Source organism: Halalkalibacter hemicellulosilyticusJCM 9152 (genome assembly GCF_000513115.1).
GTDB classification, from domain to species: domain Bacteria; phylum Bacillota; class Bacilli; order Bacillales; family Bacillaceae_D; genus Halalkalibacter; species Halalkalibacter hemicellulosilyticus.
Genome location: NZ_BAUU01000006.1, coordinates 92,915 through 117,022, shown reverse-complemented (window position 1 = coordinate 117,022; position 24,108 = coordinate 92,915). Strand labels below are relative to the sequence as shown.

Below are 24,108 nucleotides of genomic sequence, written 5' to 3'. Positions count from 1 at the left end.
GGTAAAAAGAAAACCTGACCAAATGAAATTCACTGACCAGGTCTTTGATTGTCCATTGAACGTTCTATTGACGCTCTGCGTACAACTCTTCTAATTCAGTTCGAATCGTATCTCCACCTCGACTTCTCCACGTATCAACTTCAGCCCACCAGCCATCTTCATCAATTGCACCTGTTACGAAGCGGTACTTCGCATCATTAATTAATTGATCTAAATCAGCACCAAGCTCATTTCGTGTATCAGAAATTAAGTTAATAGCTGGATCCATAACAGCAAATTCATCATTCTCTACTTCAATTTCCCGAACACGCTCTTCAAGCTCTGACAATTGACCTTGCGTCATGACATCATCAATTGGAGCAGTTACTAACGGAAAGCGGTAAGGGAAACCTACATCATTCATATACACATCATAATCAATGTATTGCGGCTGACCATCCACCATCTCATAATGAGTGCCTTCAATACCCCAACCGAGTAAATCAACCATTTCTTGGTCATTTAACGTTTCAAAGAAGCCTAATAACTGTAGCAAGTGCTCTTCTGTTTCAACAGAGCTTTTCGGGAACATAAGAATTCCATTAGAACCCATTGCACCCTCTAACCTTCTTTCTCCATCTACCCCTTCAAGAGCGCTATAAACCCCCAGCTCCGCATCTGGGAAATTATTTAATAACCGGCTTTCAAGCGACACGACGTTATTTGTTGCCGCAGCGAAGAAACCTGTAACTCCATTTTCAAAATCTGCCTCCCTCGTCGAACGATCTGGCGCCACAATATCACTATTTACATACCCATCTTCATACATTTGACGTGAAAACTTTAACCCTTCTAAATATTCTTCTGTTTCATGGTCAGCCGTAAAGTTACCTTCTTCATCAACATCCCAGTTATTCGGCGCACCAAACGCTAAACCAAAATCTAAGCCAAAATCTCCAGGCAAGGCAACACTCGTATACCCTCTCGTATCATCTGACCCTGAGTTATTCGGATCATCGTTCGTAACTGCTTCAAGTGCTGCATAAAACTCTTCAAAATTCGTTGGCTCATCAATTCCTAGATTGTCTAACCAATCCTTACGATAAACAGTTACAAAGCGAGATAACGGACGATATCTTGGAATACCATATAATTCTCCATTTACTTCTACATTGCTATACACAATATCAGTCATTGACGCTAAATTCGGAAATTGATCGAGATATTGTCCAATTTCCCAAAACACCCCATCTTGCATCGCACTTAGCAAATATGGTTGATTCGGTGCTCCACAACTCGGTATGACATCTGGCAAATCACCGGAAGCAATTAATACAGGTAATCGTTCACAGAAATTTGCACTTACCATATGTGTAATGTCTAGTTGTGTATTTGTATATTCTTCAATTAAACGCTCTACTTCATTTCCACTCTCTGGAGCTTCTGTTCCATCAAAGTTCAAGCCCATCGAAATTTCTAAAGGCTCATCTGATTCTACTGCGTTATCATCTGATGGATCACTTGGCTCATCTGTCCCATTCGCATCCTCTCCATTACTACAAGCGGCAAATACGAGCACGGTGAACATAAGCAACAACATTAGAAACGGTTTAATAAAGATCTTTCTTTTCATGACTACCCCTCCATGTATGTTTGTATTTATAAAATGATAAATCATTGATAAAAATGGATTATCCTTTTATCGAACCTAAGAGCATTCCTTTTGCAAAATGCTTTTGAATAAATGGATAAACTAACAGGATCGGCACAATCGAAACGACGACTACAGCCATTTTCAACGATTGACCAATGAAGGAAGAATCAGCATCCATCGCACTTTCTGTTCCAATATTTCCACTTGCCAGAATAACCACTTGCCTTAAGACGACTTGAACCGGCCATTTCTCTGGAGAGTTCATATACATAACCGCTCCGAAATATTGATTCCAAATACCCACTGCGTAAAATAAGGAGATAGCTGCAATAACTGGCATCGAAAGTGGCAAAACAATTCTAATTAAAATTGACAAGTCGTTAGCTCCGTCAATTTTAGCTGACTCAATAATTTCACCAGGAATATTTTGAAAGAAGCCCCTCATAATAATTAAGTAGAATGCCATAATTAAATTGGGAAGCATTAAAGCCCAATACGTATCAATTAACCCAAGACTTCTGACAACGATATACGTCGGGATCATTCCTCCGTTAAATAACATCGTAAAAATAACTGCGAGCATGAGCCATTTTCGTCCTGGCAAGCCTTTAAATGAGAGAGCATATGCCATTAACGTTGTTACTAAAATACTTAAGAATGTTCCGAGCAACGTAATATACGTCGAAACTCCTAAACTTCTAACAAACGTAGCTGTTGAAAAGATATACTTATATGCATCAAATGTAAAACCAGATGGAATCACACTGTTGCTAGAGGAAAAGGAAGCGATCACAACATATATAAATGGCCCAATACAAACGATTGAAAACATAGCAAGAAACACATAGTTGAGACCATCAAATATTCGCTCTGACACTTTTGGTTTATGCTTCATGAGAGACACCTCCTAATAAATACCTTCTTCGCCGAATTTCTTCGCAATCCAGTTCGCCCCCACAACTAACACGAGGCCTACAGCTGCTTTAAATAACCCAACCGCCGCACTGTAACTAAATTGCCCTTGCACGAGTCCGACTCGATAAACATACGTATCAAAGACTTCCCCTACTTCTCGATTTAATGAGTTAACCATTAAGAAGATTTGCTCAAAACCGAGATCAAGGAAATTCCCTAACCGTAATATTAGTAAAATGATAATAATATTTCGAATGGATGGTAACGTAATATGCCAAATTAATCGAAGTCGATTTGCTCCATCTAATCTAGCTGCTTCATACAGTGCTGGATTCACTCCTGTAAGCGCCGCCAAAAAAATGATCGTCCCCCAACCTGCATCCTTCCAAACCATTTGCATGACAATAAGTGGTCGGAACCAATCGATACTTGTTAAGAAATCAATACTTACTCCAAACGAATTGAATAAGAAATGTTGAACAATCCCGCCTTCTGTTGAAAGTAATATGTGCGTAATCCCAACGATAACAACCCATGAAAGGAAGTACGGAATATAGACAATTGTTTGTACACTCTTCTTAAACCACTCTCTCGTTATTTCATTTAACATAAGCGCTAAAAGGATTGTCAGAGGAAAGAAAATAATTAAATCGTACAGCGCCAGCAACAAAGTGTTCCGAAATAACATCCAAAAGTCAGGTAAAGTAAAAAAACGCTCGAAGTGCTTTAACCAAACCCACTCACTTCCAAAAATGCCTAAGTGAGGGCGATAATCTTGGAAGGCCATTACGAGTCCCCACATTGGGGCATACCGGAACGTTAGGAAAAACAAAACACCTGGAAGCATAAATGCATAAAGCCAGCGATACTTCCAAATATTTTTAAATCGGCCATTTGTCAATTTAACGTTAATTTTGTCACATTTTGTTTTGATAACGTTTACATTCATGTCAATGAACACCCCCAAATTCTATATCCTACTAACGACTGAGGCTTTTATTTTCTTGTAGTAAGGCTAAGTCACTTGTTCATTTCATTGTAACAAGGCAATAAACCCACCGTCTATGTACCTTTCTGCAAAACGATTTACCCAAATCTACACAAATCATGACAGCATTATACGAATCACAGTCTTCTTGATAAAATATGGGCAGATCTTACTACAATCAGATGCTAGACTTTTTATATCCTGCATAATAAGCCCCTATTTTTACAAAATAGGGGGCTTATTTTATCCATTACTGAACTTGTTCTTGAGAAACAATTAAATTCTTTCTAAATTGACTCGGCGTTAATCCTGTCCACCTTTTGAATTGACGGCTAAAATGAGCCACATCATAATAACCCATTTTCTCTGCCACTACCTCAATGGAATCCTCCCTTTCGAGAAGGTTCTTCTTTGATTCATTTAATTTTTTAAACGATAAATACTGACGTGGTGACATATTATAGACCGATTTAAATATTCGATGACAATAGGAGCAGCTAATATTAAGCTCTGTCGCAATTTGATCAATTCCCATTCTCGCATGATCCTCATCGGAAAAAGGGTGTACAACTAGTTTTTCAATTTCTTGTGCAATTCGATAAGCTAATTGCGCAGCTCGTTCTGATACTTTTTCTTTTTTGACCGGTTTGTTTTGCAATCCACCGACAAGCGCAGCTAAAAGCTCAAACATAATGGAATGCATATGCATTGTTTCTGCCAACCCAAAGTCAGATTTATTCGATAAATTGATTAACCGTTCTAAAAAAGGGTAAATTCTACGGGCTAATAAAGACTTAGCAGGATAAAATAGTTCACAGGAATCTTTTAAATACGGAAGAAAGAGCTTATCATCAATTGTAAAGTGTAGGCAAAAATACGTAAATGTTTCACTACTTCCACCTTTACTAGAATGAGACTCCCCCGGACGACAAAGAACAATATCACCGGCATACTGTTCATACGTTTTACCATTTACGATAAACGTTTGGTGCCCTTCTGTTACTAGATTAATTTCATACATTGGGTGCTCATGCTTAGGGTAGCTCCACATTTGATTCACTTCTCTTACATGCATTCCATATAGCTCAAACCCTGTTTTAATATCCGGATAAATATACTCCTTGATCGAATAAGGCTCTGTAATCTTATGATTTCCTGAAATCCCCTTATCTTCAAACGTAAAATTCATAGCTAGCTATACCCCCTTTTAATCAACTCCAACAACAACCTCTGTTCATACGGCAACATAACATTAGAATTGTTTAACTTTGCTCATTTTTAGTTGGATGATCATTAACGGTATGCAATTCTATTTTATACATTCATCATAGCATGTTGGTCCATTAACTCTTTTACATAAAACGATTAATAAATCGTCCGTTTCTTCTCATCAGTAATACCTGATTTCCGATAGAAGTACGTATTCACCATATCACGCCATTCCTTGGCATTTGAAAGCTGCATATCAAGTCTTTCACGAACATTATGATAGCGCTCTCCATCTATCCTTCCTTTCACCTTTTCCCAAGTCGAGATCAACTCCTCCACTTGCTCCACCCCTTTAAAATGAGTGTTATAAATGTGCTGTATAACCGTCTCGCCAGATTTCAGTCGATGTGTATATGGGACATGGTGGAAAAAGAGAATCAATTCATCTGGACAAGACTCAATCGACTCATACATTTTCGCGTTCGGTGAAAAATATTGTCCAGCATAGCCTGTTCCACTCTTCACTGTGCGGTCGACACCGATACCTTGCCAATCAGCAAAATGGTACGTTCCCCAAACGGAATATTCATAGCCATCAATATTTGGACCATAGTGATGATTTGGATTTACCATCCAACCAATTCCGAGCGGTGCTGTATAATTTTCATAGATCGACCACGAATGTAACAGCATTGGATAAACGGAATCATTCACTTGACGATCTTCTCCAAACGTGAGTCTGATCCATTCGTCGGCAATTTGTTCAGAGGAGAGCTCTGGATCCCAGATTAATCGCCCATATCCATATAAATTCGCTTGTGCTAACGTATGTCCCGTCCAATTTTCATCATCACCAATGTTGGATACAGCGGCAATTCCACTATACTTATTGTCATACAGCGAGCCGTCTATAATCGATTTAACAGATGCATTTCCTCCATTAGCAAATGTGTTAAAGTCGAGTACTTCTTTCCATAGCGGTACAAGATAACATAAGTCCTTTTGCTGTCCTGTATATTCTTGTGTCACTTGAAATTCTAACACTTGATTTGTTTGCTCCATTGCACCGAATAAAGGAGATACAGGCTCTCTCACTTGGAAATCCATCGGACCATTTTTAATTTGCAAGACGACATTCTCACGGAACTGTCCATCTAGCTTCTTGAAGTGATCATACGCTGCTCGTGCTCGATCTGTCTTTCGATCACGCCAATCTTGCAAGCAATTGTATACGAAGCAGCGCCATATAACGATCCCATTAAACGGCTCTAACGCTTCCGCTAACATATTCGAGCCATCTGCATGATCACGTCCATAGGAGAACGGCCCTGGACGATGCTCTGAATCAGCTTTAACGACAAACCCTCCAAAGTCCGGTATGAAATCATAAATTTCCTGCGCTTTAGCCTTCCACCAAGCTTTTACTTGTTCATCTAACGGATCAGCAGTTGCGAGATTACCAATTTGAATGGGACTTGCATAATTAATGCTTAAAAATGTCTTTATACCATATGCACGAAACACATCTGCTACCTCAGCAACGTCTGGTAGGAATCGCTTCGTAATTAAATGGGTTTCCACTTCAAACACATTCACATTATTGATTGAAATGGCGTTAATCCCTACAGAAGCAAGTAATCTAGCATAGTCCTTAACCCGCTCTAAATCTTTTCGAAATTCGTTATCTTTATAAAAGATCGACTGACCTGCATAGCCTCGTTCAATACTACCATCCATATTATCCCATTGATTCATCATTCGAATTTGATTTCGTGGACGGTCGATGACATTGAATGAATGAATTTCCTGATCACGTTGAATATCTCGTAAAAAACGAAACACGGCATACAGCACTCCAGTTGGACTGTTCCCAACTAAATAAACAGATTTTGTTTGTAGATCACTTTCAATGATAAACCCTTCATCATTTAGATCCTCTAACCGTTGCGCCTCAATGTGAATAGCCTCCTTTGGAAGCGTTTCACGAGTTGATAGTACAATAGCATGATTCACAGAATTAGATATTTGCGGTTTAATACCGACAATCGATGTTAAACCTCGTACTAGCTCTTCTTTCGCTGATTTCACTTGCAGCGACTGATCGTATAAAGCAATATTCTGACACCACTCTGCCAACTTATCTTGCTTTTTTACATCCTTGATCGCGTCATATTGTAGCCAACTTTTATAGCTTGCTGAGTTCATTATTGAACACTCCTTTATTTTAAAATTGATTAAATTTGAACCATCCAAAATCAAAATGACACCCTGGTAAAAAGACAAAGGTAACTTTCTGAAGACCCTTAACCTTTTCTAACTCAAATGTTTTTTCTTTATAGTTAGCTGATTGATCAAACTCAACAATTTGACTTGATTCACCTTCTTCATTTTCAAACCGGATTTGGATCGTATTTTTATCAACAGGAGCACGTCCGTAAACCGTAATAGACGACGTCCCTTCTGTCGTAAAATCAATTGAGTCATATGTTAACGAAACATTATTTCCGATTCCTTCTACCGTTTGACCCTTCAACTCAAAAGAATCTCCATAAATATGATCAGCATCAAGCGCCAAGTTCGTTTCAAATGCACGATTTTGCTTTTCAAAAGAAAAGCCTTTAATGTGCACCTTTTTATTTAACACAAAACAAAGCGACGTAATCCCTTTTAACTTCTTGTTCAACTTAAATGTTTCTTCTTGATACACATTCCACTTTGATGGCTTTTGGTAAACGACATCTGCTACTATCGAGCTCCCTTCTTCCTCAGGCATTCCTTCCCAAATTTGAATAGGATAGTCCTCACTCGACAAGGCGAATATCGGAATCGTTATCGTATCAGAGCCACTTTCGCCAAAGTCGATATCTCGAAAGCCGACTTGTGTTTGACCATCTCTACTTGTCGCTACACCTCGTTCGTTTCCATTTGTCACTTCACCTTGGCTATAATCATAAAGCCCTGCCGAAATAAATCCGTACGCATCTTTATAGGCAGTCCCTAGTCCTACTGCTTTCAGTTCTAATTGCGAGATAAGCTTCGTCTTTTCTGTCCCATTTTTGCTTGTACAGCGTATGCGAAATTCTCCATCCCCTAATGCAGTAACGTTCGCACGATGACCATTAGACTCTACCTTAGCTATGTTCGATTCACTACCGTTGTCTGTTACTACACTCCATTCCACCTCTTGATACGACGTATGTTCTGGATGCAGTATAGCCGTTACAGTCAGCTTTTTATTATTCGGATCTAACTGTTGGCCATCGTCGCTGACGATCTCTATTTTACGTAATGGAATTTCGTCATCATTACCCATTACAACAGGCATACGTTCATTTTCCATAAATGCTGAAACGCCTACCACATCTTCATCTGTTGCAATCGACTTTATCGTTATTTGTTCACTTTGTAACCCTTTTGAAGATACATTAATATGAACATCTCCTGGTTCTAGCTTTGCTGCAATGATCGCCATCAGCTTTCCACTAAATAACCGGCGACTTGTTCCTTTATATTGATCATAGTCCGTGCTATCACCATTATCGAGTCCGACTAACCGTCCGCTGCCAGATATCGTTACTTCAACACGGTTATTAGCATTTTCGACTCGGTTGCCATCTTTATCAATCATTGATATTTCCATAAAGGCCAAATCTGTCCCATTCGCTTTAAGCTGGTTCTTATCTAGCTCTAACCGAATGTCCTTTCCTTCTCCAAATGACCTTCTTATATCTGTTGCAATCACCTGATCCTGCTCATCATAGGCAACCGCTTTTAACTCACCTTCTTCATACGGGATCTTCCACCAACCGACAAGGTCCGTGCCATTTTCATGATCAATATGATGCGTCCCAACCGTTTCTCCATTAAATTGCAACTCAATTTTTGGAGCATTCGAGCAAACACGAACATCGATAATCTGACCTTTATTAAAATCCCAGTAAGAAGATGTGCACCATCGGTCTTGTTCGATAATCGGTCCATTCAGCTTGATAAATATAGTACGCATCCTTCTTAAACGTAGCTGTATCTATTTGCCCAAAGTATGAATTCTTCGTATGATATGGCGTCGGCTCACCAATATAATCAAAGCCCGTCCATAAAAATTGCCCTAACGAAAATGGCGTGTCTCTTTCTGCAATGATACACGCTTCAGCTGATTTAGCCCCCCAGCTCGTTGAACTATTCCCAAGAGAAGAGCACTGTTCATTGTCATCAGCTAAAATCGATTGCTCAAATGGAAAATGATAAACTCCCCGACTTTGCACAACCGAAGACGTTTCACTTCCATAAATAATCCAATCAGGGTACTCCTCATGGTGCTTCTCATAATATTTTTCTGCATAGTTATAGCCAGCAACTTTGACGATGTCAGCGCATTTCTGAGCATTTTCCCATGGCATGTAGTTTGAACCAATTGTCACATAGCCATTTTGTTTCGGATCAAATTCTTCTACATATTCCATGAACTGCTTTGTGATTTCCTGACCTCTTTCATCCGCATGAGTATCATAAATTTCATTCCCTATACTCCACATTATTAAGCTTGGATGATTGCGATCTCGTCTTACCCAACTCCTTACATCCTTATATGCCCAGTCTTTAAAGAAACGTGCATAATCGTATTTCGTCTTCGGTCTTTCCCACATATCAAACGCTTCAGAAACAACTAAAAATCCCATCTCATCTGCTAAGTTCATTAATTCTACAGCTGGCATATTATGAGCCGTACGTATTCCATTTACACCCATATCTTTCAAAATGACGAGTCTCCTTTTTAATGCCGTCTTATTGAAAGCCGCGCCTAATGCCCCTAAATCATGGTGCTCGCAAACACCATTTATTTTCACCTTTTCCCCGTTCACAAAGAGCCCATATTGTGAATCTAATTGAACAGTCCTAAATCCGACTGTAGTCGAAACCGCTTCCAATAGCTTCCCTTGACGGTTTTCATCAGCTAAAGAAAGCGTCGTTTCTAGCTCGTACAAGTTCGGTTCATTCACACTCCAAAGCTTTGGATTTACTACAAATAAACTCTGTTCATTTATTTGATTAGTTGACGACACTTGTTCAGCGGTCGTTGTGATCACCTTTCCCTTATACAACAATTGATGGGAAACGATAACGTCATTTGCCACCTTGAGCTCCGTTTCAACCTCAACTTTCCAACCGCCATCCATTTCACTAGTAGAAACATAAATTCCATCTGACTCGATGTAATGATCACTTCTTGATTTCAACCATACATTACGGTAAATGCCTGCACCTGAATACCACCTACTATTAGGTGCCTGAAAGACTACTTTGACAACGATTTCATTTTTACCATCTACAAGCGCATTTGTTATTTCGTATTCAAAGGAGGAATAGCCATTTTTCCACTCTCCGACAAATTGACCGTTTACATAGATTGAAGAATCCATATAAATTCCTTCAAAATACAGGAACATTTGTCGATTCCTTTGACAATGGAATGTTTTTCGATACCAACCAATACTCGTTTCATACAAGTTTGACGTATCGTAAATTAACCAATCATGAGGAAGATCAATAGGCTCAAATGAAAGGTTTTCATCCTCCGCTACATCTAAACGACTCTTGGCAAACTCCCAACCATCATTAAATAGAATTTGCTTATTCAGCATAACAATCAGCTCACTTTCTACAGCTTTAGACTGTACTTTTGTGCTTCGATTATTGTCCCTTTCACATTATCATTTAAACCTTTTCCTTATGAACTCTCCCATTCACCATACTAGTATGGTAGTTAAGATTGTCTTTTCATTATAAGGAACTTAATCTCTTATTTCAATAAAATATTCATAAATTACGATTATTATGTGCTATAACGATTAAGACTAGAACACGACAATAGTGTTTAATTGAGAATCGGAATGTAGAGAACGTAGCGGAAAAAAATATATGTAGTCTTCTGTGGGATGAAAAGAAGGACACCGAAAAGTTAAACATCAAACTTTTCAGTATCCTTTAAACACTTCTTTTTTCAATACTCTTATTTATCTAGCTTCAGCTTCGAAAGCGCATCTGCTAAAGCTGAATTCGTAAAATCACTTTCCTTTTGCTTTTTCATATATTGATTCACTTCTCGCTTTGACACTTTTTTATGTTGATTGTTTTTCCGTTTTTCTTGGAAGGTCGACATTTTTTCTCGATGACCACAAACGCAAGCAAACATTTGACCTTCTCCCTCACCCCATAGCTCCATCTTCTTTTTACAGTTAGGGCAACGGGCATTAGTCGTTTTGGAAATGTTTTTCTTATATCCACAGGCCGGATCCTGACATACACGTCGTTTCCCGTGCTTGTTTTCCAACTCAAGTAATAGTTTTCCACATTGTGGACAAGGGGTTCCTGTGACGTTATCATGCTTAAAGCTTTGTTTGCTCTGTTTAATTTCTGACACAATCGTTGTCGCATATTGCTTCATTTCTGCAATAAAGGCTGTTTTATTTAGCTTTCCTTTCGCAATTTGGTCAAGCTTTTGCTCCCACTGTGCCGTCAATGCCGGTGATTGTAGCTCACTTGGAACAAGCTCAAGTAGCTGCTTCCCTTTTTTCGTTATAACTAATTCCTTTCCGCGTTTTTCCATTAATTGTGTATTTAACAGCTTTTCAATAATATCGGCGCGCGTAGCTACTGTCCCTATTCCACCTGTTTCACCTAACGTCTTAACAAGGTCGGCACTTTCTTCTTCTAAAAAGGCTGCTGGCTTTTCCATCGCACTTAATAACGTCGCTTCCGAAAGCCTTGCAGGTGGTTTGGTTTGCCCTTTTTCTAGAGAAACCTTTTTAATAGCTAGCGTGTCACCTTTTGTCACCTGCGGCAGTATTGTCTTTTGCTCTTGGTCTTCCTGATCATTAACGACCTTCCATCCTATTGTTAATGGGCGTTGTCCTTTAGCCGTAAAACGTTCTTTAGCCGCTTCGGCTAAGATTGTCGTTTGTTCATATTCATAGGCAGGTAATAAATTAGCTAAAAAGCGTCTAACAATTAAACGATACAGTTTCGCTTCTTTATCTGGTAACGAAGCTGAGACAGCTGCTCAGTTGGAATAATCGCATGGTGGTCGCTCACCTTCTTATCATTGAAGCACGCTAAGCGGGATGAAAGCTTCTGCTGTTTCACTTGTACGACCGCTTTACGAAATGGCTGAATATCACAAGCTTTAATACGTTCTACGAGTGTATCGACAAGATCTGACGACAAAAAGCGTGAATCAGTACGCGGGTACGTAATGACCTTATGCTGCTCATATAAACGTTGTAGGCTCGAAAGTGTTTCTTTTGCAGAGTAGCCGTAACGCTGATTAGCCTCTCTCTGTAGCTCAGTTAAATCATAGAGAGCAGGAGCATAGGTCTTCTTCTTTTTCACATCAACATTCGTGATCACTAATGAGTTCTTCTCAACCTTCTGCTTAATAAGCTGAGACTTCTCTCTGTCAAACATTCGTTTTTCATTTGATTGTGCATGCTGCCACTGTAATGAAAATCCGTTACGAACCTCAATAAATAACTCTTCGTACGTCGTCGGTTTAAAGCTTTGAATATCACGCTCTCGTTTAGCGACCATCGCTAATGTTGGCGTTTGAACACGACCACATGATAATTGTGCACGATATTTCGTTGTTAACGCTCGTGTTCCGTTTATCCCAACATACCAATCAGCTTCCGCTCTAGCGACAGCCGAATCGTATAAACCTTCATACTCACGGCCATCCTTTAATCGTTGGAACCCTTCTTTAATCGCTCGATCGGTCACAGATGAAATCCATAAACGTTTAATCGGCTTTTTCACACGTGCCTTCTCTAAAATCCAACGAGCCACAAGCTCACCTTCACGTCCAGCATCGGTCGCGATAATAATCTGATTCACATCTTGACGATTCAACTGAGCTTGCACAGCACGATATTGTTTGCTCGTTTGCTTAATGATTTCAAGCTTCAGCTTTGGCAGCATCGGCAATGTCTCAAGCTTCCATGTCTTATATTGTTCTCCATATTTCTCTGGCTCAGCTAATGTGACTAAATGACCGAGCGCCCACGTCACAATATAACGGTCCCCTTCTATGTATCCATTCCCTTTCTTATGACATTTCAGCACACTTGCTATATCTCGTGCCACAGAAGGCTTTTCCGCTAAAACGACCATTTTACTCATGTAAACAACTCCAACTATTATTTATGTGATTCTATACCAATCTTACCATATTAACCGTTCCTACTATCGACCTCAAAATATTCGCCATAATGCAAAGAACATCGTTCATTGAATTCATGTTTACAATAGGGGCATTGGAACTTTGATGCCATGTACTCGTTGATCGACAATTCTGTTTGACACACTCCACATAGCACAGCCTTCTCATTGAATTGTTCTTTTTTCCAGATAGCCGGTTCATGATTCGCTAATTCAAGATGACATTTGATACACGCATAATACGTTTGACAGCATCGATGTTTAATCGCAATAACATCCTTCTCGGTATGATAATGCACACACCTTGTCTTTTGATCAACCATTACGCCTAACACATCTATTGAATCACTCAACACAACTCCCCTTCTTTCTTATTGTATGATGATTAATCCAGATTCGCATGTCTTCTTAAAATACTAATTTCTCTACTTAACTCATCTTCTACTCTCATTCGTATTTCTTCCATAATTTCTTCAGAATCAATATCCCATGCTACACCTTGCCCTAAATAATCATGCCATATTCGCTCTGCTTGTTCGTCAATAGGTGTTAAACGTGGCATCTCAATGTTTTCCATAATATCAAGATAGAGACGCTGAACCTGTTGTCCACCAAGAATCTCACTTTGCTGCTCTAACGTTTCAGGAACCTCTTGAGCTGGAATATAACTTGGAACGACACCGTATGTCCCATGCATAGAATGCTCGAAGGCAACATATTCCATAAAAGCCCACGCCGCTTGCTTATTCTCACTTGCGGACGGAATCGCTAAAATCGTACTACTGTCTAATGCATATACATCAAGGGGAAGTCTCGTTGCTTTCCATTTCCCTTCTTGCTCAGGAGCAATATCTCCTATTTGATATTCACCCCAGCTTCCTTGATAGAACATCGCAAATCGATCGTCTCGTAAAGCATCCTGTCCATTTGATTCATACAAATTATACCCTGGACTTAACCCTTCTTGTTGAATCACTTTCGCTAATTCAATAACCTCTTTAATATCTTGATCCATTCTAATGAAATTCATCTCTTGATCAAACAAACCGATATCTTTCGCTGTCAAGTCAACGATTTCTGTTACCCATTGCATCATCCACCGTCCATCCTGCTTAAGCGTCCTCGCCATTTCCAGCCATTGTTCTGGATCAGCCATATACTCTGCTAACGCCTCAGGTTCAGTTGGATATCCAAAGGACTCTAGTATATCCGGCCGATAGAAAGTGACAATTGGCGATGCCGATATCGTTAAGCCATATATCTTCTGTTCATTAAAAGATTGTCCAATAGCCCTAAAAGACTCATCTATATCTTGCTCATATTCCGTTAAGGTATAGGGAGGCTCAGCTAGATTTTCTAATCCTTCTAGGTCGATAAACTTAGAAAAATGAGTACTCTCAAAAACCATAATATCAGGAACATTTCCATACAATAGGGCCTGTAAGTAGGTATCTGCATAACTATCATAAGGGAATGATTCCACTTCAATTGAAACATTCGAATACCTTTTCGTAAAATCAGCAATCGAATACTCCCAACCGCTATCATAAAATGACCATAATGTTAATTGAACATCCTCCTCCATCCACGACTGAGATCTCTCATGATCTAATTCTTGCCCTATTTCATCATCAACCTGAAGTTCGCCTACACAACCGCTACACAGGAATAACACTATAAGCGCAACCATCCATTTCCTCATTATAATCCCTCTCATTTAATACAAAGTCCATTAAGAAAAACGCGATAGTGGCTTTTCTTATTAACGTTGTGTGGAGCCGTTACAACGGGGTTTAGTTTTGTGTAACGAACTCACCACTGAATCCCTAAATCGTTTCATATCTAAATCACTCATATGATTACACTTGCTTTCCTTTTAAGAAATTAATGATCTCTTGCTCGGGCAACGGTTTACAGTAGTAATAGCCTTGAAGTTCATGACAGCCTAATTCGTTTAGAATCTGACTTTCCTCTTTTGTTTCAATCCCTTCTGCTACAACATTTAATTGTAGTGTCTTAGCCAGATCAACAATCATTTTGACAACGGAAGCCTTTTTGCTATCATGGTGAATGTTTGTAATAAACTGTCGATCTAACTTCACTTCATTAATTGGTAAATGTAACAGTTGATTCAAGGAGGAATATCCAATTCCAAAATCATCAATAGAAACACTCACACCTAATTGTTGAATTTGATCCATTACTGAAATAATTCCTTTAAGATCCTTATTAAAAACACTCTCTGTTATTTCAATTTTCAAACGCGAAGGATCCAGCTTGGATTCTGCTAATGCTTGTTTTAAAATGTCTAGAATATGCTCCTGATGGAAATGTTTAGCTGAAATATTAACGGAAACAGCGATTGGATTATTTAATTCTCGTTCGATCTCCTTCGCTCTTTCGCATGCTTTAAATAATCCCCAACGGTCAATTTCATAAATAATACCTACTTCTTCAGCCACTCTAATAAACTTATTTGGAGGGACTGTTCCTAAAACAGGATGCTTCCATCTCATCAGTACTTCTAAACTTGTTATACAACCATTGTCAGCTGCTACTTTCGGCTGATAATACAATTCTAACTGATCATGCCGCAACGCATCTCTTAACCCATTTTCGATCAGCATTTTCTCTTCAAATTGTGACTGCATACTCTCATCAAAGAAGCGCATTGCCGTGCCTCCTTGGTCCTTAGAGCTATACATAGCCATATCTGCAAACTTAACAAGCGTATCAACATCTTTTCCGTTATCAGTACATACTCACCCCCATACTCGCACTAACATAGAGGGTCATATCCATCACATCGATCGGATCAATAAAGAGATCCTCTAGCTTTTTCGCTAATTGCCTTAAATCTTCATCTGAGACGGGATGAACAACAACTGTAAATTCATCACCGCCTAACCGAAACACTTTCACATTATCAGACACCGTTTCCTCAAGACGTTGAGCCACTTTTTTCAATAGCTCATCCCCAGCTACATGACCTAACGTATCATTAATTTGTTTGAATTGATTTAAATCGACAAATATAACCGCAAACCGATCTTCACCATACGTTTTTATCAATTCCTGTAAATACTGCTGAAAGTGCAAGCGATTAGGTAAACCTGTTAGCATATCATAATAGGCATATTGATGTAATGACTTCTCCGACTCTCTCAGCTGTGATGCCTGTTCCTTTAATTGCTCATTCATGTCCTCCTTTTCATTAAACATCGATACAAGCTTCGTCGACATATGTTTGAAATTCCGAACAAGTGAATGAAGTTCATATACCCTTGTATTCGGCCAATGTATCACGCTCTTTTGCTGTAATTTTCGCGGAAGTCCCGTCGTCGTTGCCGCTAAATTGTTTAAACGGCGAATTAACAAGCGGTTTAACAAATAAGCAATCCCCATAGCAAGAACGACAAACACAATAAACGTTTGAAATTGGTCGATATATGTATCAAACATTCTTTGTTGGAAATAAGATAAAGGGAATACGACAACAGCCGACAAATTGCTAACGTTTAAATCACGCCAATAAAGATAATAACCTTCTCCCCATCTCATTAATTCATTTTCTGATTCATACGGAATATACCGATAAAAGTAAGGCGAAATTTCCCTTTTTTCATACATCTCTTCATATTCTTTCGCAGAATGTATATCTCCACTTGATAGACCGCTCGCAATAATCACATCACTATCATTATCAAGAACAACAACGTTATACCATTCATCACCTGCATACTTTTGAATGATATCTTCTATGTAACCTCTTTGTACTGCCCCATGTAATTGTAATCGCCTTAAATCATCTTGACGCCAATTTAAAAGCTCCAGTTCAAAGCTATTAACGGTATTTACCGCAATTTGTCGCGCTTGCCCCTTCTCCAATTGATGGGAATGTAAGTTCGTAATACCGACAATAAGTAAAAAGGGAACAATAATCATCGTAATAGAAAAATGAAAAAGTATCTGATGAATATACATTTCTCCTCTTCGCTGATCACGGCGACTTGTCATCCATTTATGAAACGGAATATAGGCTAATAGAATGTCGGCTAGCAATGCATTTAATAATCCGTTCGTCACATTGATCATCGACTGAAAATAAAATACATTTTCAATATGTTGAACATACATCAAATGATAGATAAGAACGGAAAGCGGCCCGCCGACAAAAACCCAAAATAATAAGTCCCAAAAAACAAGGTTACCCCGCTTCATAAATGTCGCTAGAACACTTACACAAATAATCTCCAAAATAAAAACAATATCGAATACTGACGTTTGAAAAAATAAAACGAATAGAAAATGGATTATTACCGCGGAAATAATCGCTTTTTGTACACCATATAATCTTAAAATTAAAAACAACCCTACACTCGCTAAACTAATCGTAACACCTAACATAAAGGGGAGGTTGTACAATTTCAATATAAAAGTAATAATAAACAACAGTGAAAAATTTACATAATGCCCTAACGAATGGGGAAGGAATTGCTTTATATTCATAGTTGTACCTCCATTCCCTATATCCATCTAGATTAATAGTACCTAATAACTAGTTAATATTCAATCTAACTAGTTAATATTGTTGTATAGGTTCAAAAAAAATAATAAAGACCTATTAACAAAGCACCCTTTGATCATTCAGGTCTTCATTAACAGGTCAAATACGTTACTTATTTAATTCACCATCAGAGCTTGTTAGTACTTTATACAATTCTGGTCGTCTATCACGAAACAGTCCCCATTCTGCTCGTAATAAGTCAAGCTGATCCAAATCAAACTCTTCTACTAATATTGACTCATCAGTTCGATTCGCCTCTTTTAGCTTTTCCCCTTGTGGACCAACGATAAAGGACGACCCGTAAAAGGTAATGGAAGAATCCTCTTCTTGCTCCACTCCGATACGATTGGATGCAATGACAGGGACAAGGTTACATGCAGCATGTCCACGCATACACATTTGCCAATGATCCTTTGAATCAATCGACGAATCATACGGTTCTGATCCGATAGCCGTTGGGTAAAATAATAATTCTGCACCCATTAGCACCATACTTCTAGCCGCCTCTGGGAACCATTGATCCCAGCAAATTCCTACACCTATTTTCCCATAAGCCGTTTCCCATACTTTAAACCCTGTATCACCTGGGTTAAAATAAAATTTCTCTTCATAACCGGGACCATCAGGGATATGGCTTTTTCGATAAATACCTAATAAACTCCCATTAGCATCAATAACAGCTAATGAATTGTAGCGAGCATTGTTCTTTCGTTCGAAGAAGCTTATCGGCAAAACAAGCTTTAGTTCCTTTGCCACCTTTTGAAAATGGCGAATCGCCAAATTTTGTTCAACCGTCGTAGCTAGTTGGTAATAGTCGACCTTTTCCTTTTGGCAGAAGTACGGTGTTTCAAATAATTCCTGAAGAAGAATGATTTGTGCACCTTGGCTAGCAGCTTCCCTGACTAGACGTTCCGCTTTTGTAATGTTTTCTTGAATATGCTGTGTGCAACTCATCTGCGTTGCTGCTACAATCACTTTTCTCACCTTAGCTTCACCCCTTTATCAAGGTCACTAAAAAAGTTAAAAGCCAAACTTTTTCAGTCCATTTATCATTTGTTGGGTTGTACAATGGACATTTCCACCTTCCTTTATAATGGCACGCCCATCCACGGTTCGCACACTTCTTGTCGGAAATGTCTTTTGCAGTATCACCTGCGCTTGACGATCAGTATCTGTCGCTTCTCCTCCAAACACGGGTAAAATAATTCCATTGTTAACAAAGTAAAAATTAATATAACTTAATGTTAGACGTTGGCCATTAACATAAGCTGCAGGTGGTTGTTCAATCTCAATCACCTCAAGTTTTCGCCCCTGTGCATCATGTTCGTCTTTTAAAATCGCCATATTCTCCTGTGTAATGTCGTAATTTTCATCTTGAAGGTCGTTACATACTTGCATCATTACCTTCCCAGGTGCAGCAAAGCAAGCAATGTTATCAACATGACCATCTGTTTCATCACCACTTAGGCCACGCTTTAACCAAATAATCTTTTCAATTCCTAGCACGCGCTTTAACGTGCCTTCAATTTCCGCTTTCGTAAGATGTGGATTACGATTTCGATTTAACAGGCACTCTTCTGTTGTAATCAATGTCCCTTCACCGTCAACGTGGATCGATCCACCTTCCATGACAAGAGGAACATCAAGCTGATCTATACCAAAGTGAGTCAAAATATGCCCAGCAACCTCATTATCTAAATCATATGGGGTATATTTCTCCCCCCAAGCATTAAATTTCCAATTCATACCAAATATTTGATTATGCTCATCCCTTACAAACGTCGGCCCATTGTCTCGAAGCCACGCGTCATCATGCTCCAATGCAATGATATCAATTTGATCATTATGGAAATGTTCACGGACTTTCTCAAGCTCTAAAGGGTGAGCTAACACAGTAACCGGCTCAAATTCTGCAATCGCATCAATGATTTCTCTATAGCCATCCATAACCTTCTTATAATCACTCGGATAAACCATTGATTCTCGAACTGGCCATGAAATGAGTGTACGCGCATGTGTCTCCCATTCTGGCGGCATGAAATATCGTTTACTCATCTTATCCATCTCTTTCTCAGTCAAAATACTTGCAAGCAACATCTTACCTCAAAATAATAAACGATACAATAAGGAATACATGCCAATCTTACTCTCATCGGTTTCTTCTTTAACACTCATCTTCTAACGCTACCGTTGCCCCACTATTTGCTGAATGTAAAGCTGCTTCTGTCACTTTAAAGGTCTTGTAAGCATCTTCATAGCTTGATAGAATGCGTGATCGATCCCCTGTTTGAACCGCATAAATAAACGCTTCACTTTCCCGTTTATACGGATTGCACGTATTATCGTGCTCGTGAACATGTTCACCTATACACTCCTTTAAACGTTCAGGTGTCCACTCTAAAATCCCTTCACTCGTATATATCGATAGAGCGACATCAGACAAGTTCCCTGGAACGATACACGTATTTATAATCGTGGCAACACTACCATTTTCAAGTGTTAATATGACAGATCCAACATCGGCAACGGAGACACCGTCGTACTTTTTGTCCATCGCTCGTGTTGCATAAGACGCATAAACTTCCTTCACTTCTCCAGCAACATACCTTAAAAGATCTACGATATGAGTCGTTTGTTCGATAAATTGACCGCCAGAACGCTTTTGGTCTCGCCACCAAGCCACCTCTGGCATACTTCCGATCCATCTTCCTGTCGCCATCCCTATGGTTTTGGCTTGTAAGTATTCCTTCATATGTATAACGGTCTCCTGATAACGAAAGTGGTAGCCCACCGATGTAATCAGATTGTATCGCTTGACTTGCTCTTCAATTCGCTGAGGCTCTTCACCTTTTACTCCTAACGGCTTTTCAACGAAAAATGGTATCTTGCGGTCAATCGCCCTCTGTTCAATTTCGCCATGAGCAAATGGTGGCACACATATATAAAGAGCGTCGATCTCCTCTTCAGCGAGCATCTGATCTATGTTTTCATAAGGTGTAGCATTAAATTCCTGAGCAATAGAAGCTGCTTTTTTCATACTCGTCCCACAAAAAGCCTTAACACAAACGTCATTCATTTCTGCTAAAATTTCCGCATGCATTCGACTAAATCCACCAGTACCTACAATTGCTACATTTACATTCATTGTCATTTCCACCCTTCAGGATCATTTAGCTATAGGATCATCTTAACAGACCTTAACAGCAAATGGATGATATCGTTTACAAATATCCTTATATGTATGGTTACTCATCGATCATTCCTATAAATAAGAAGCACTATGTATAGAAATGATAACGAGCAAACCTTTTAATGCAGGATTATCCGTTATAATTCAGTCTCCATAATCGTTGAAATTTCGTCAAAACCTAAACGTTTGTAGAGTTCCTTAGCTCGATTGTTCGCAAACACGTTAAGATGCGCTGTTCGGTATCCTCTTTGCCGAAACTCACCTAGTGCCGCTCTCATTAACATCTCTCCATAGCCTTTCTTCCGATAACGCGGTAAGACATATAACTCAAAGACCATAGCACTCACAACATTTTTAAATGGTGCCAGCGTCTCCCCAATGACGATCCATCCACAAACTCCGTCACGATCGAGTACCCAATATTCACAAGGTCCATATTCATTCATCGGTGTACTCGTTTGCAAATAGCCTAAGGTCGCCTCCTTTTGAACCGTCTCACCATATTCTTTAATACGCATTCGCTCGTAATCAGTTGCCCTACGTATAACCATGACAAATACCCCTCTCCTCTTGTTGATTTACCTTATTCAATCAAGAACAGAGATGTTAGCGTCTTTTTTTAATCTTGCTCAAGAACATGTTATGATAGTATTAAAGATTTCGATAGGGTGGGGTTCTATGAATTGGGTATCTGCTTCAGAGAAAAGAAGTTTCCTAAGGTGGTTTCTAGATCAGCACCAGTTAAAGCATAAAGACGCACGAATGCTACTGGATCACATCATAAAAAAGCATCACATTCTTGAAAATGTCACATTTACAGAAACCATTCAGCAACGGGAGCGTACGATAGTTATTTCGAGTACTAGCTCAGACGAGGTCGGTTTTGTATATTATTACCACAATCAAAAGACAGAGGATGTATCCAAAGCACTCGGAGATTTATTAGCCAATCCCGCCGACAAAATCTATTTAATTCTCCATTTCTACGGAAAACAATCGAATCAACGTTACGTACAGTTAGTCGAAACACCGAGGAAAGATTCCTTTAAGCGATACAAGCAATTTAAACAAGATAGTAATGAAGTTGACGCACTCATTGAGTTAACCATGTTAAAGAATCAAATTAATGAAGCACTCGACAATCGTGATGAAGCTCGTTTTCGCGCACTCGTAAAAAGGCTAGAAGCATTACAAAAGCAAACGGAATTCCAACGATAAGAGCGAGAGACTGAAACACTCGGTCTCCTCACAAATTTCAATACCTTAGGCAAGATCCGTAACTTTTGCATGTTTAAAAGCCTGATTCGAGCCGTCATGAACACTCGAAACAAGCAAAGAGGCTGGGACAAAAGTATTTTCATTAGTGAGATACCGAACAAATCTAGAGTGGAGCACATTCACCGCTCCTGAAATATACTTCGCTACGTTATCTAAATGGTTCGGATTCTCAGCTAAACACTTTTGTTTTGTCCTAGCCTCTTTATCTCAAGCTATTAATTTGCAACCGAACGTTTTCTAATTAAAATTGCTAACCCTCCAGCAAATATTAACAGCAAACCTGCTAGTAAAATGCTATAAATATTTGTTGCTGTATTCGGTAGTTCATCTTCCGAATCACCTTTAACGACTTCAAGCTCTTTGTCATCTATAGTCTTTTCACCCGGATCTCCTTCCGATGGTTTAGGAGTTTCACCAGACTTACCTTTCGAACCTCCATTATCATGATCATCTTCGTCCGTACCTTCTTTTTTCTTACCTGGGTCAGGATCCGGGTCGGGATCTACTTCAGGATCTGGATCTATACCAGGATCGGGGTCAACTTCAGGATCTTCTCCACTCCCATTGTCAGCTTCTTCTGGAAGCTCATCTAAGCTTGTTACAATGGCAACATAGTCAATGTAAGCATTCGTTGTTCCTTCAGATCCAGTAGGACCGATAAATTCAATCCCAATTTCTTGGATAGACTCTCTCGAATTTAGTTCACTTATATCATAAATAATTTGGGAATATCCATCTCTATTAATCTCTTGCTCACCAGAATCAGACCAGCTCCAGTCACCGCCAGATTTCACAAATAGCTTTCCTAACAATGCCTCATCAGCTATCGTCCCTGATTCATCATGTGTTACATTTGCCACAATGTAACGATAATCAGTTAAATTGTAACCAGATGTCTTCTGAACCTCCGACGTGATGCCGTCACCTAACTGCACAACAGCTTTCATATGACCATCTACAATTTGAGCCTGCGAACCACTCCATCCTTCTAGGTCTGTTTCAAACTGATATATTATAGGCTCTACTTCCTTATCCTCCGAATCTGGCGCTTCAGGTACTTCTGCTGCATTTTCATCATATACAGCTCGTAAGTCATCAAAATAAAGCACTCCTTCACCTTGACCTCCACCTACATAAAGAGCAAACTGGCTCACTCTCTCCAAACGGCTTTGATCAATTATAGCTGTTTGATTGGATTCCCATCCAGCAGGTGCAAAGTCACCAAAAGGTATACGAACCATCCCTTCATAAGGCTCGTCCAATTCCACGTTATATTCAAAGCTCACGCCACCTATTTGAATTTGCACCGTTAAATGATGCTCTGTGCCATCATGTTTTAGCCAAAACTCAAACGCATTCGCACCCGTCCAATTAACAGGTCCAAGAGATGTTTGTCTCCCTGCGTAACCCATACTACCGATCGTATAATCGTACTCTAACCCATATTCACCATTATTCTTATACTCAGAAGAGAGTCTTAATGTAATCGGGTCACCATTGCTTGAATAATTACGATGTAGCAGGGCATCATCACCCAAATACCCTTCGAAATCATCAACCAGCCATGGATCTAACGGCGTCTGAACATACGCATTTAAAAGCTCAACATTATCAATATAGAAAGCATCTAACATATTTAATTGACTACCAATTAACGAAAATGCAATTGACTCAGCTTGACCAGCACCCGTTACATCAATCGAAACCGGAAAATGCTTATACTGGGTACCACCAATCTCTACATCTTCTAACTCGCCTAACGAATGGCGATCTGTGGCAAACTTCGTCTCCCAATCAGGAGGTAATTGTACGGAAGCCTCCACATCCCCTTCACCAGCAGTAGTAGGAATAAACGCATCAAACTTCAGCCTCGTTACGTGAGCAAGTTCCTCCCCAAGCCCGTCTAACTCAAGCTTTAATTCCTGCCACGTCTCATCAACCGGCATTCCATCGACTTCAAACTTTAACATACCGTTCCCATCCACAACCGCATGTGACAATTGACTATCTAAGTCTTCCGGCCAAGTACCATTGCTTTTCACTCCATCAAGACCTTCATCAAACGTTAGCTTCTTAATCGATATTTCTGGCACTTGAAGATAAAGCCTTACTTC

Annotated in this window: 15 protein-coding genes and 2 pseudogenes; 1 reads left to right on the top strand and 16 read right to left on the bottom strand. The window is 39.4% G+C overall.

Translation table 11 applies throughout. The features are described from left to right. Nucleotides 1–64: 64 nt before the first annotated feature. The 15 genes and pseudogenes from JCM9152_RS05015 to JCM9152_RS04945 form a co-directional block, all read right to left on the bottom strand. Complete coding sequence (locus tag JCM9152_RS05015; RefSeq protein ID WP_035341621.1) at nt 65–1,612, bottom strand: extracellular solute-binding protein; 1,548 nt, start codon at nt 1,610–1,612, stop codon at nt 65–67. A gap of 58 nt (nt 1,613–1,670) precedes the next feature. Further along, nucleotides 1,671–2,528, bottom strand: a complete 858-nt coding sequence (locus JCM9152_RS05010) for a carbohydrate ABC transporter permease (RefSeq protein ID WP_035341619.1) — start codon at nt 2,526–2,528, stop codon at nt 1,671–1,673. 12 nt (nt 2,529–2,540) lie between these two features. Next, on the bottom strand, nt 2,541–3,497 hold the full coding sequence (locus JCM9152_RS05005) for an ABC transporter permease (protein ID WP_035341617.1): 957 nt from the start codon (nt 3,495–3,497) through the stop codon (nt 2,541–2,543). Between the two features lie 289 nt (nt 3,498–3,786). Next, nucleotides 3,787–4,725, bottom strand: coding sequence for an AraC family transcriptional regulator (locus tag JCM9152_RS05000; protein ID WP_052015600.1), 939 nt, complete (start codon nt 4,723–4,725; stop codon nt 3,787–3,789). A gap of 176 nt (nt 4,726–4,901) precedes the next feature. Further along, nucleotides 4,902–6,950 (bottom strand): alpha-glucuronidase family glycosyl hydrolase, encoded by a 2,049-nt coding sequence (locus JCM9152_RS04995; RefSeq protein WP_035341615.1) that lies wholly within the window; start codon nt 6,948–6,950, stop codon nt 4,902–4,904. A gap of 19 nt (nt 6,951–6,969) precedes the next feature. Next, nucleotides 6,970–10,384, bottom strand: a pseudogene (locus tag JCM9152_RS04990) (glycoside hydrolase family 2 TIM barrel-domain containing protein). 371 nt (nt 10,385–10,755) lie between these two features. After that, nucleotides 10,756–12,920 (bottom strand): annotated as a pseudogene (locus JCM9152_RS04985) (DNA topoisomerase III). Between the two features lie 50 nt (nt 12,921–12,970). Continuing rightward, nucleotides 12,971–13,282 (bottom strand): CHY zinc finger protein, encoded by a 312-nt coding sequence (locus tag JCM9152_RS04980; protein ID WP_035341709.1) that lies wholly within the window; start codon nt 13,280–13,282, stop codon nt 12,971–12,973. Nucleotides 13,283–13,344: 62 nt separating this feature from the next. Next, a complete protein-coding gene (locus JCM9152_RS04975; RefSeq protein WP_158318423.1) occupies nt 13,345–14,661 on the bottom strand; it encodes an ABC transporter substrate-binding protein in 1,317 nt (438 codons plus the stop codon). 157 nt (nt 14,662–14,818) lie between these two features. Continuing rightward, nucleotides 14,819–15,631, bottom strand: coding sequence for a putative bifunctional diguanylate cyclase/phosphodiesterase (locus JCM9152_RS04970; RefSeq protein WP_035341611.1), 813 nt, complete (start codon nt 15,629–15,631; stop codon nt 14,819–14,821). A 79-nt stretch (nt 15,632–15,710) separates the two neighbouring features. Beyond that, nucleotides 15,711–17,468 (bottom strand): GGDEF domain-containing protein, encoded by a 1,758-nt coding sequence (locus JCM9152_RS04965; protein WP_035341609.1) that lies wholly within the window; start codon nt 17,466–17,468, stop codon nt 15,711–15,713. A 166-nt stretch (nt 17,469–17,634) separates the two neighbouring features. Further along, nucleotides 17,635–18,510 (bottom strand): N-carbamoylputrescine amidase, encoded by an 876-nt coding sequence (aguB, locus tag JCM9152_RS04960; protein ID WP_035341607.1) that lies wholly within the window; start codon nt 18,508–18,510, stop codon nt 17,635–17,637. A gap of 36 nt (nt 18,511–18,546) precedes the next feature. Continuing rightward, complete coding sequence (locus JCM9152_RS04955; RefSeq protein ID WP_035341707.1) at nt 18,547–19,590, bottom strand: agmatine deiminase family protein; 1,044 nt, start codon at nt 19,588–19,590, stop codon at nt 18,547–18,549. A gap of 100 nt (nt 19,591–19,690) precedes the next feature. Further along, the gene (locus JCM9152_RS04950; protein ID WP_035341605.1) at nt 19,691–20,671 is read right to left on the bottom strand and encodes a Gfo/Idh/MocA family protein; all 981 of its coding nucleotides are present in this window, start codon (nt 20,669–20,671) and stop codon (nt 19,691–19,693) included. 182 nt (nt 20,672–20,853) lie between these two features. Continuing rightward, the gene (locus JCM9152_RS04945; RefSeq protein WP_052015598.1) at nt 20,854–21,267 is read right to left on the bottom strand and encodes a GNAT family N-acetyltransferase; all 414 of its coding nucleotides are present in this window, start codon (nt 21,265–21,267) and stop codon (nt 20,854–20,856) included. Nucleotides 21,268–21,394: 127 nt separating this feature from the next. On the opposite strand from JCM9152_RS04945, the gene JCM9152_RS04940 reads away from it, so the two are divergent. Continuing rightward, entirely contained in the window at nt 21,395–21,934 is a 540-nt protein-coding gene (locus JCM9152_RS04940) for a YpiB family protein (protein WP_035341603.1), read from the top strand. Nucleotides 21,935–22,209: 275 nt separating this feature from the next. Here JCM9152_RS04940 and JCM9152_RS21260 read toward each other — a convergent pair whose 3' ends face one another. Further along, nucleotides 22,210–24,087 (bottom strand): carbohydrate binding domain-containing protein, encoded by a 1,878-nt coding sequence (locus JCM9152_RS21260; RefSeq protein WP_052015596.1) that lies wholly within the window; start codon nt 24,085–24,087, stop codon nt 22,210–22,212. Nucleotides 24,088–24,108 lie beyond the last annotated feature (21 nt).

Bases quoted from the DNA above. Each gene is read 5' to 3' on its own strand.
- JCM9152_RS05015 (WP_035341621.1), bottom strand. From the start codon at position 1,612: ATGAAAAGAAAGATCTTTATTAAACCGTTTCTAATGTTGTTGCTTATG.
- JCM9152_RS05010 (WP_035341619.1), bottom strand. From the start codon at position 2,528: ATGAAGCATAAACCAAAAGTGTCAGAGCGAATATTTGATGGTCTCAAC.
- JCM9152_RS05005 (WP_035341617.1), bottom strand. From the start codon at position 3,497: ATGAATGTAAACGTTATCAAAACAAAATGTGACAAAATTAACGTTAAA.
- JCM9152_RS05000 (WP_052015600.1), bottom strand. From the start codon at position 4,725: ATGAATTTTACGTTTGAAGATAAGGGGATTTCAGGAAATCATAAGATT.
- JCM9152_RS04995 (WP_035341615.1), bottom strand. From the start codon at position 6,950: ATGAACTCAGCAAGCTATAAAAGTTGGCTACAATATGACGCGATCAAG.
- JCM9152_RS04980 (WP_035341709.1), bottom strand. From the start codon at position 13,282: ATGGTTGATCAAAAGACAAGGTGTGTGCATTATCATACCGAGAAGGAT.
- JCM9152_RS04975 (WP_158318423.1), bottom strand. From the start codon at position 14,661: ATGAGGAAATGGATGGTTGCGCTTATAGTGTTATTCCTGTGTAGCGGT.
- JCM9152_RS04970 (WP_035341611.1), bottom strand. From the start codon at position 15,631: ATGCGCTTCTTTGATGAGAGTATGCAGTCACAATTTGAAGAGAAAATG.
- JCM9152_RS04965 (WP_035341609.1), bottom strand. From the start codon at position 17,468: ATGAATATAAAGCAATTCCTTCCCCATTCGTTAGGGCATTATGTAAAT.
- JCM9152_RS04955 (WP_035341707.1), bottom strand. From the start codon at position 19,590: ATGGATAAGATGAGTAAACGATATTTCATGCCGCCAGAATGGGAGACA.
- JCM9152_RS04950 (WP_035341605.1), bottom strand. From the start codon at position 20,671: ATGAATGTAAATGTAGCAATTGTAGGTACTGGTGGATTTAGTCGAATG.
- JCM9152_RS04945 (WP_052015598.1), bottom strand. From the start codon at position 21,267: ATGGTTATACGTAGGGCAACTGATTACGAGCGAATGCGTATTAAAGAA.
- JCM9152_RS04940 (WP_035341603.1), top strand. From the start codon at position 21,395: ATGAATTGGGTATCTGCTTCAGAGAAAAGAAGTTTCCTAAGGTGGTTT.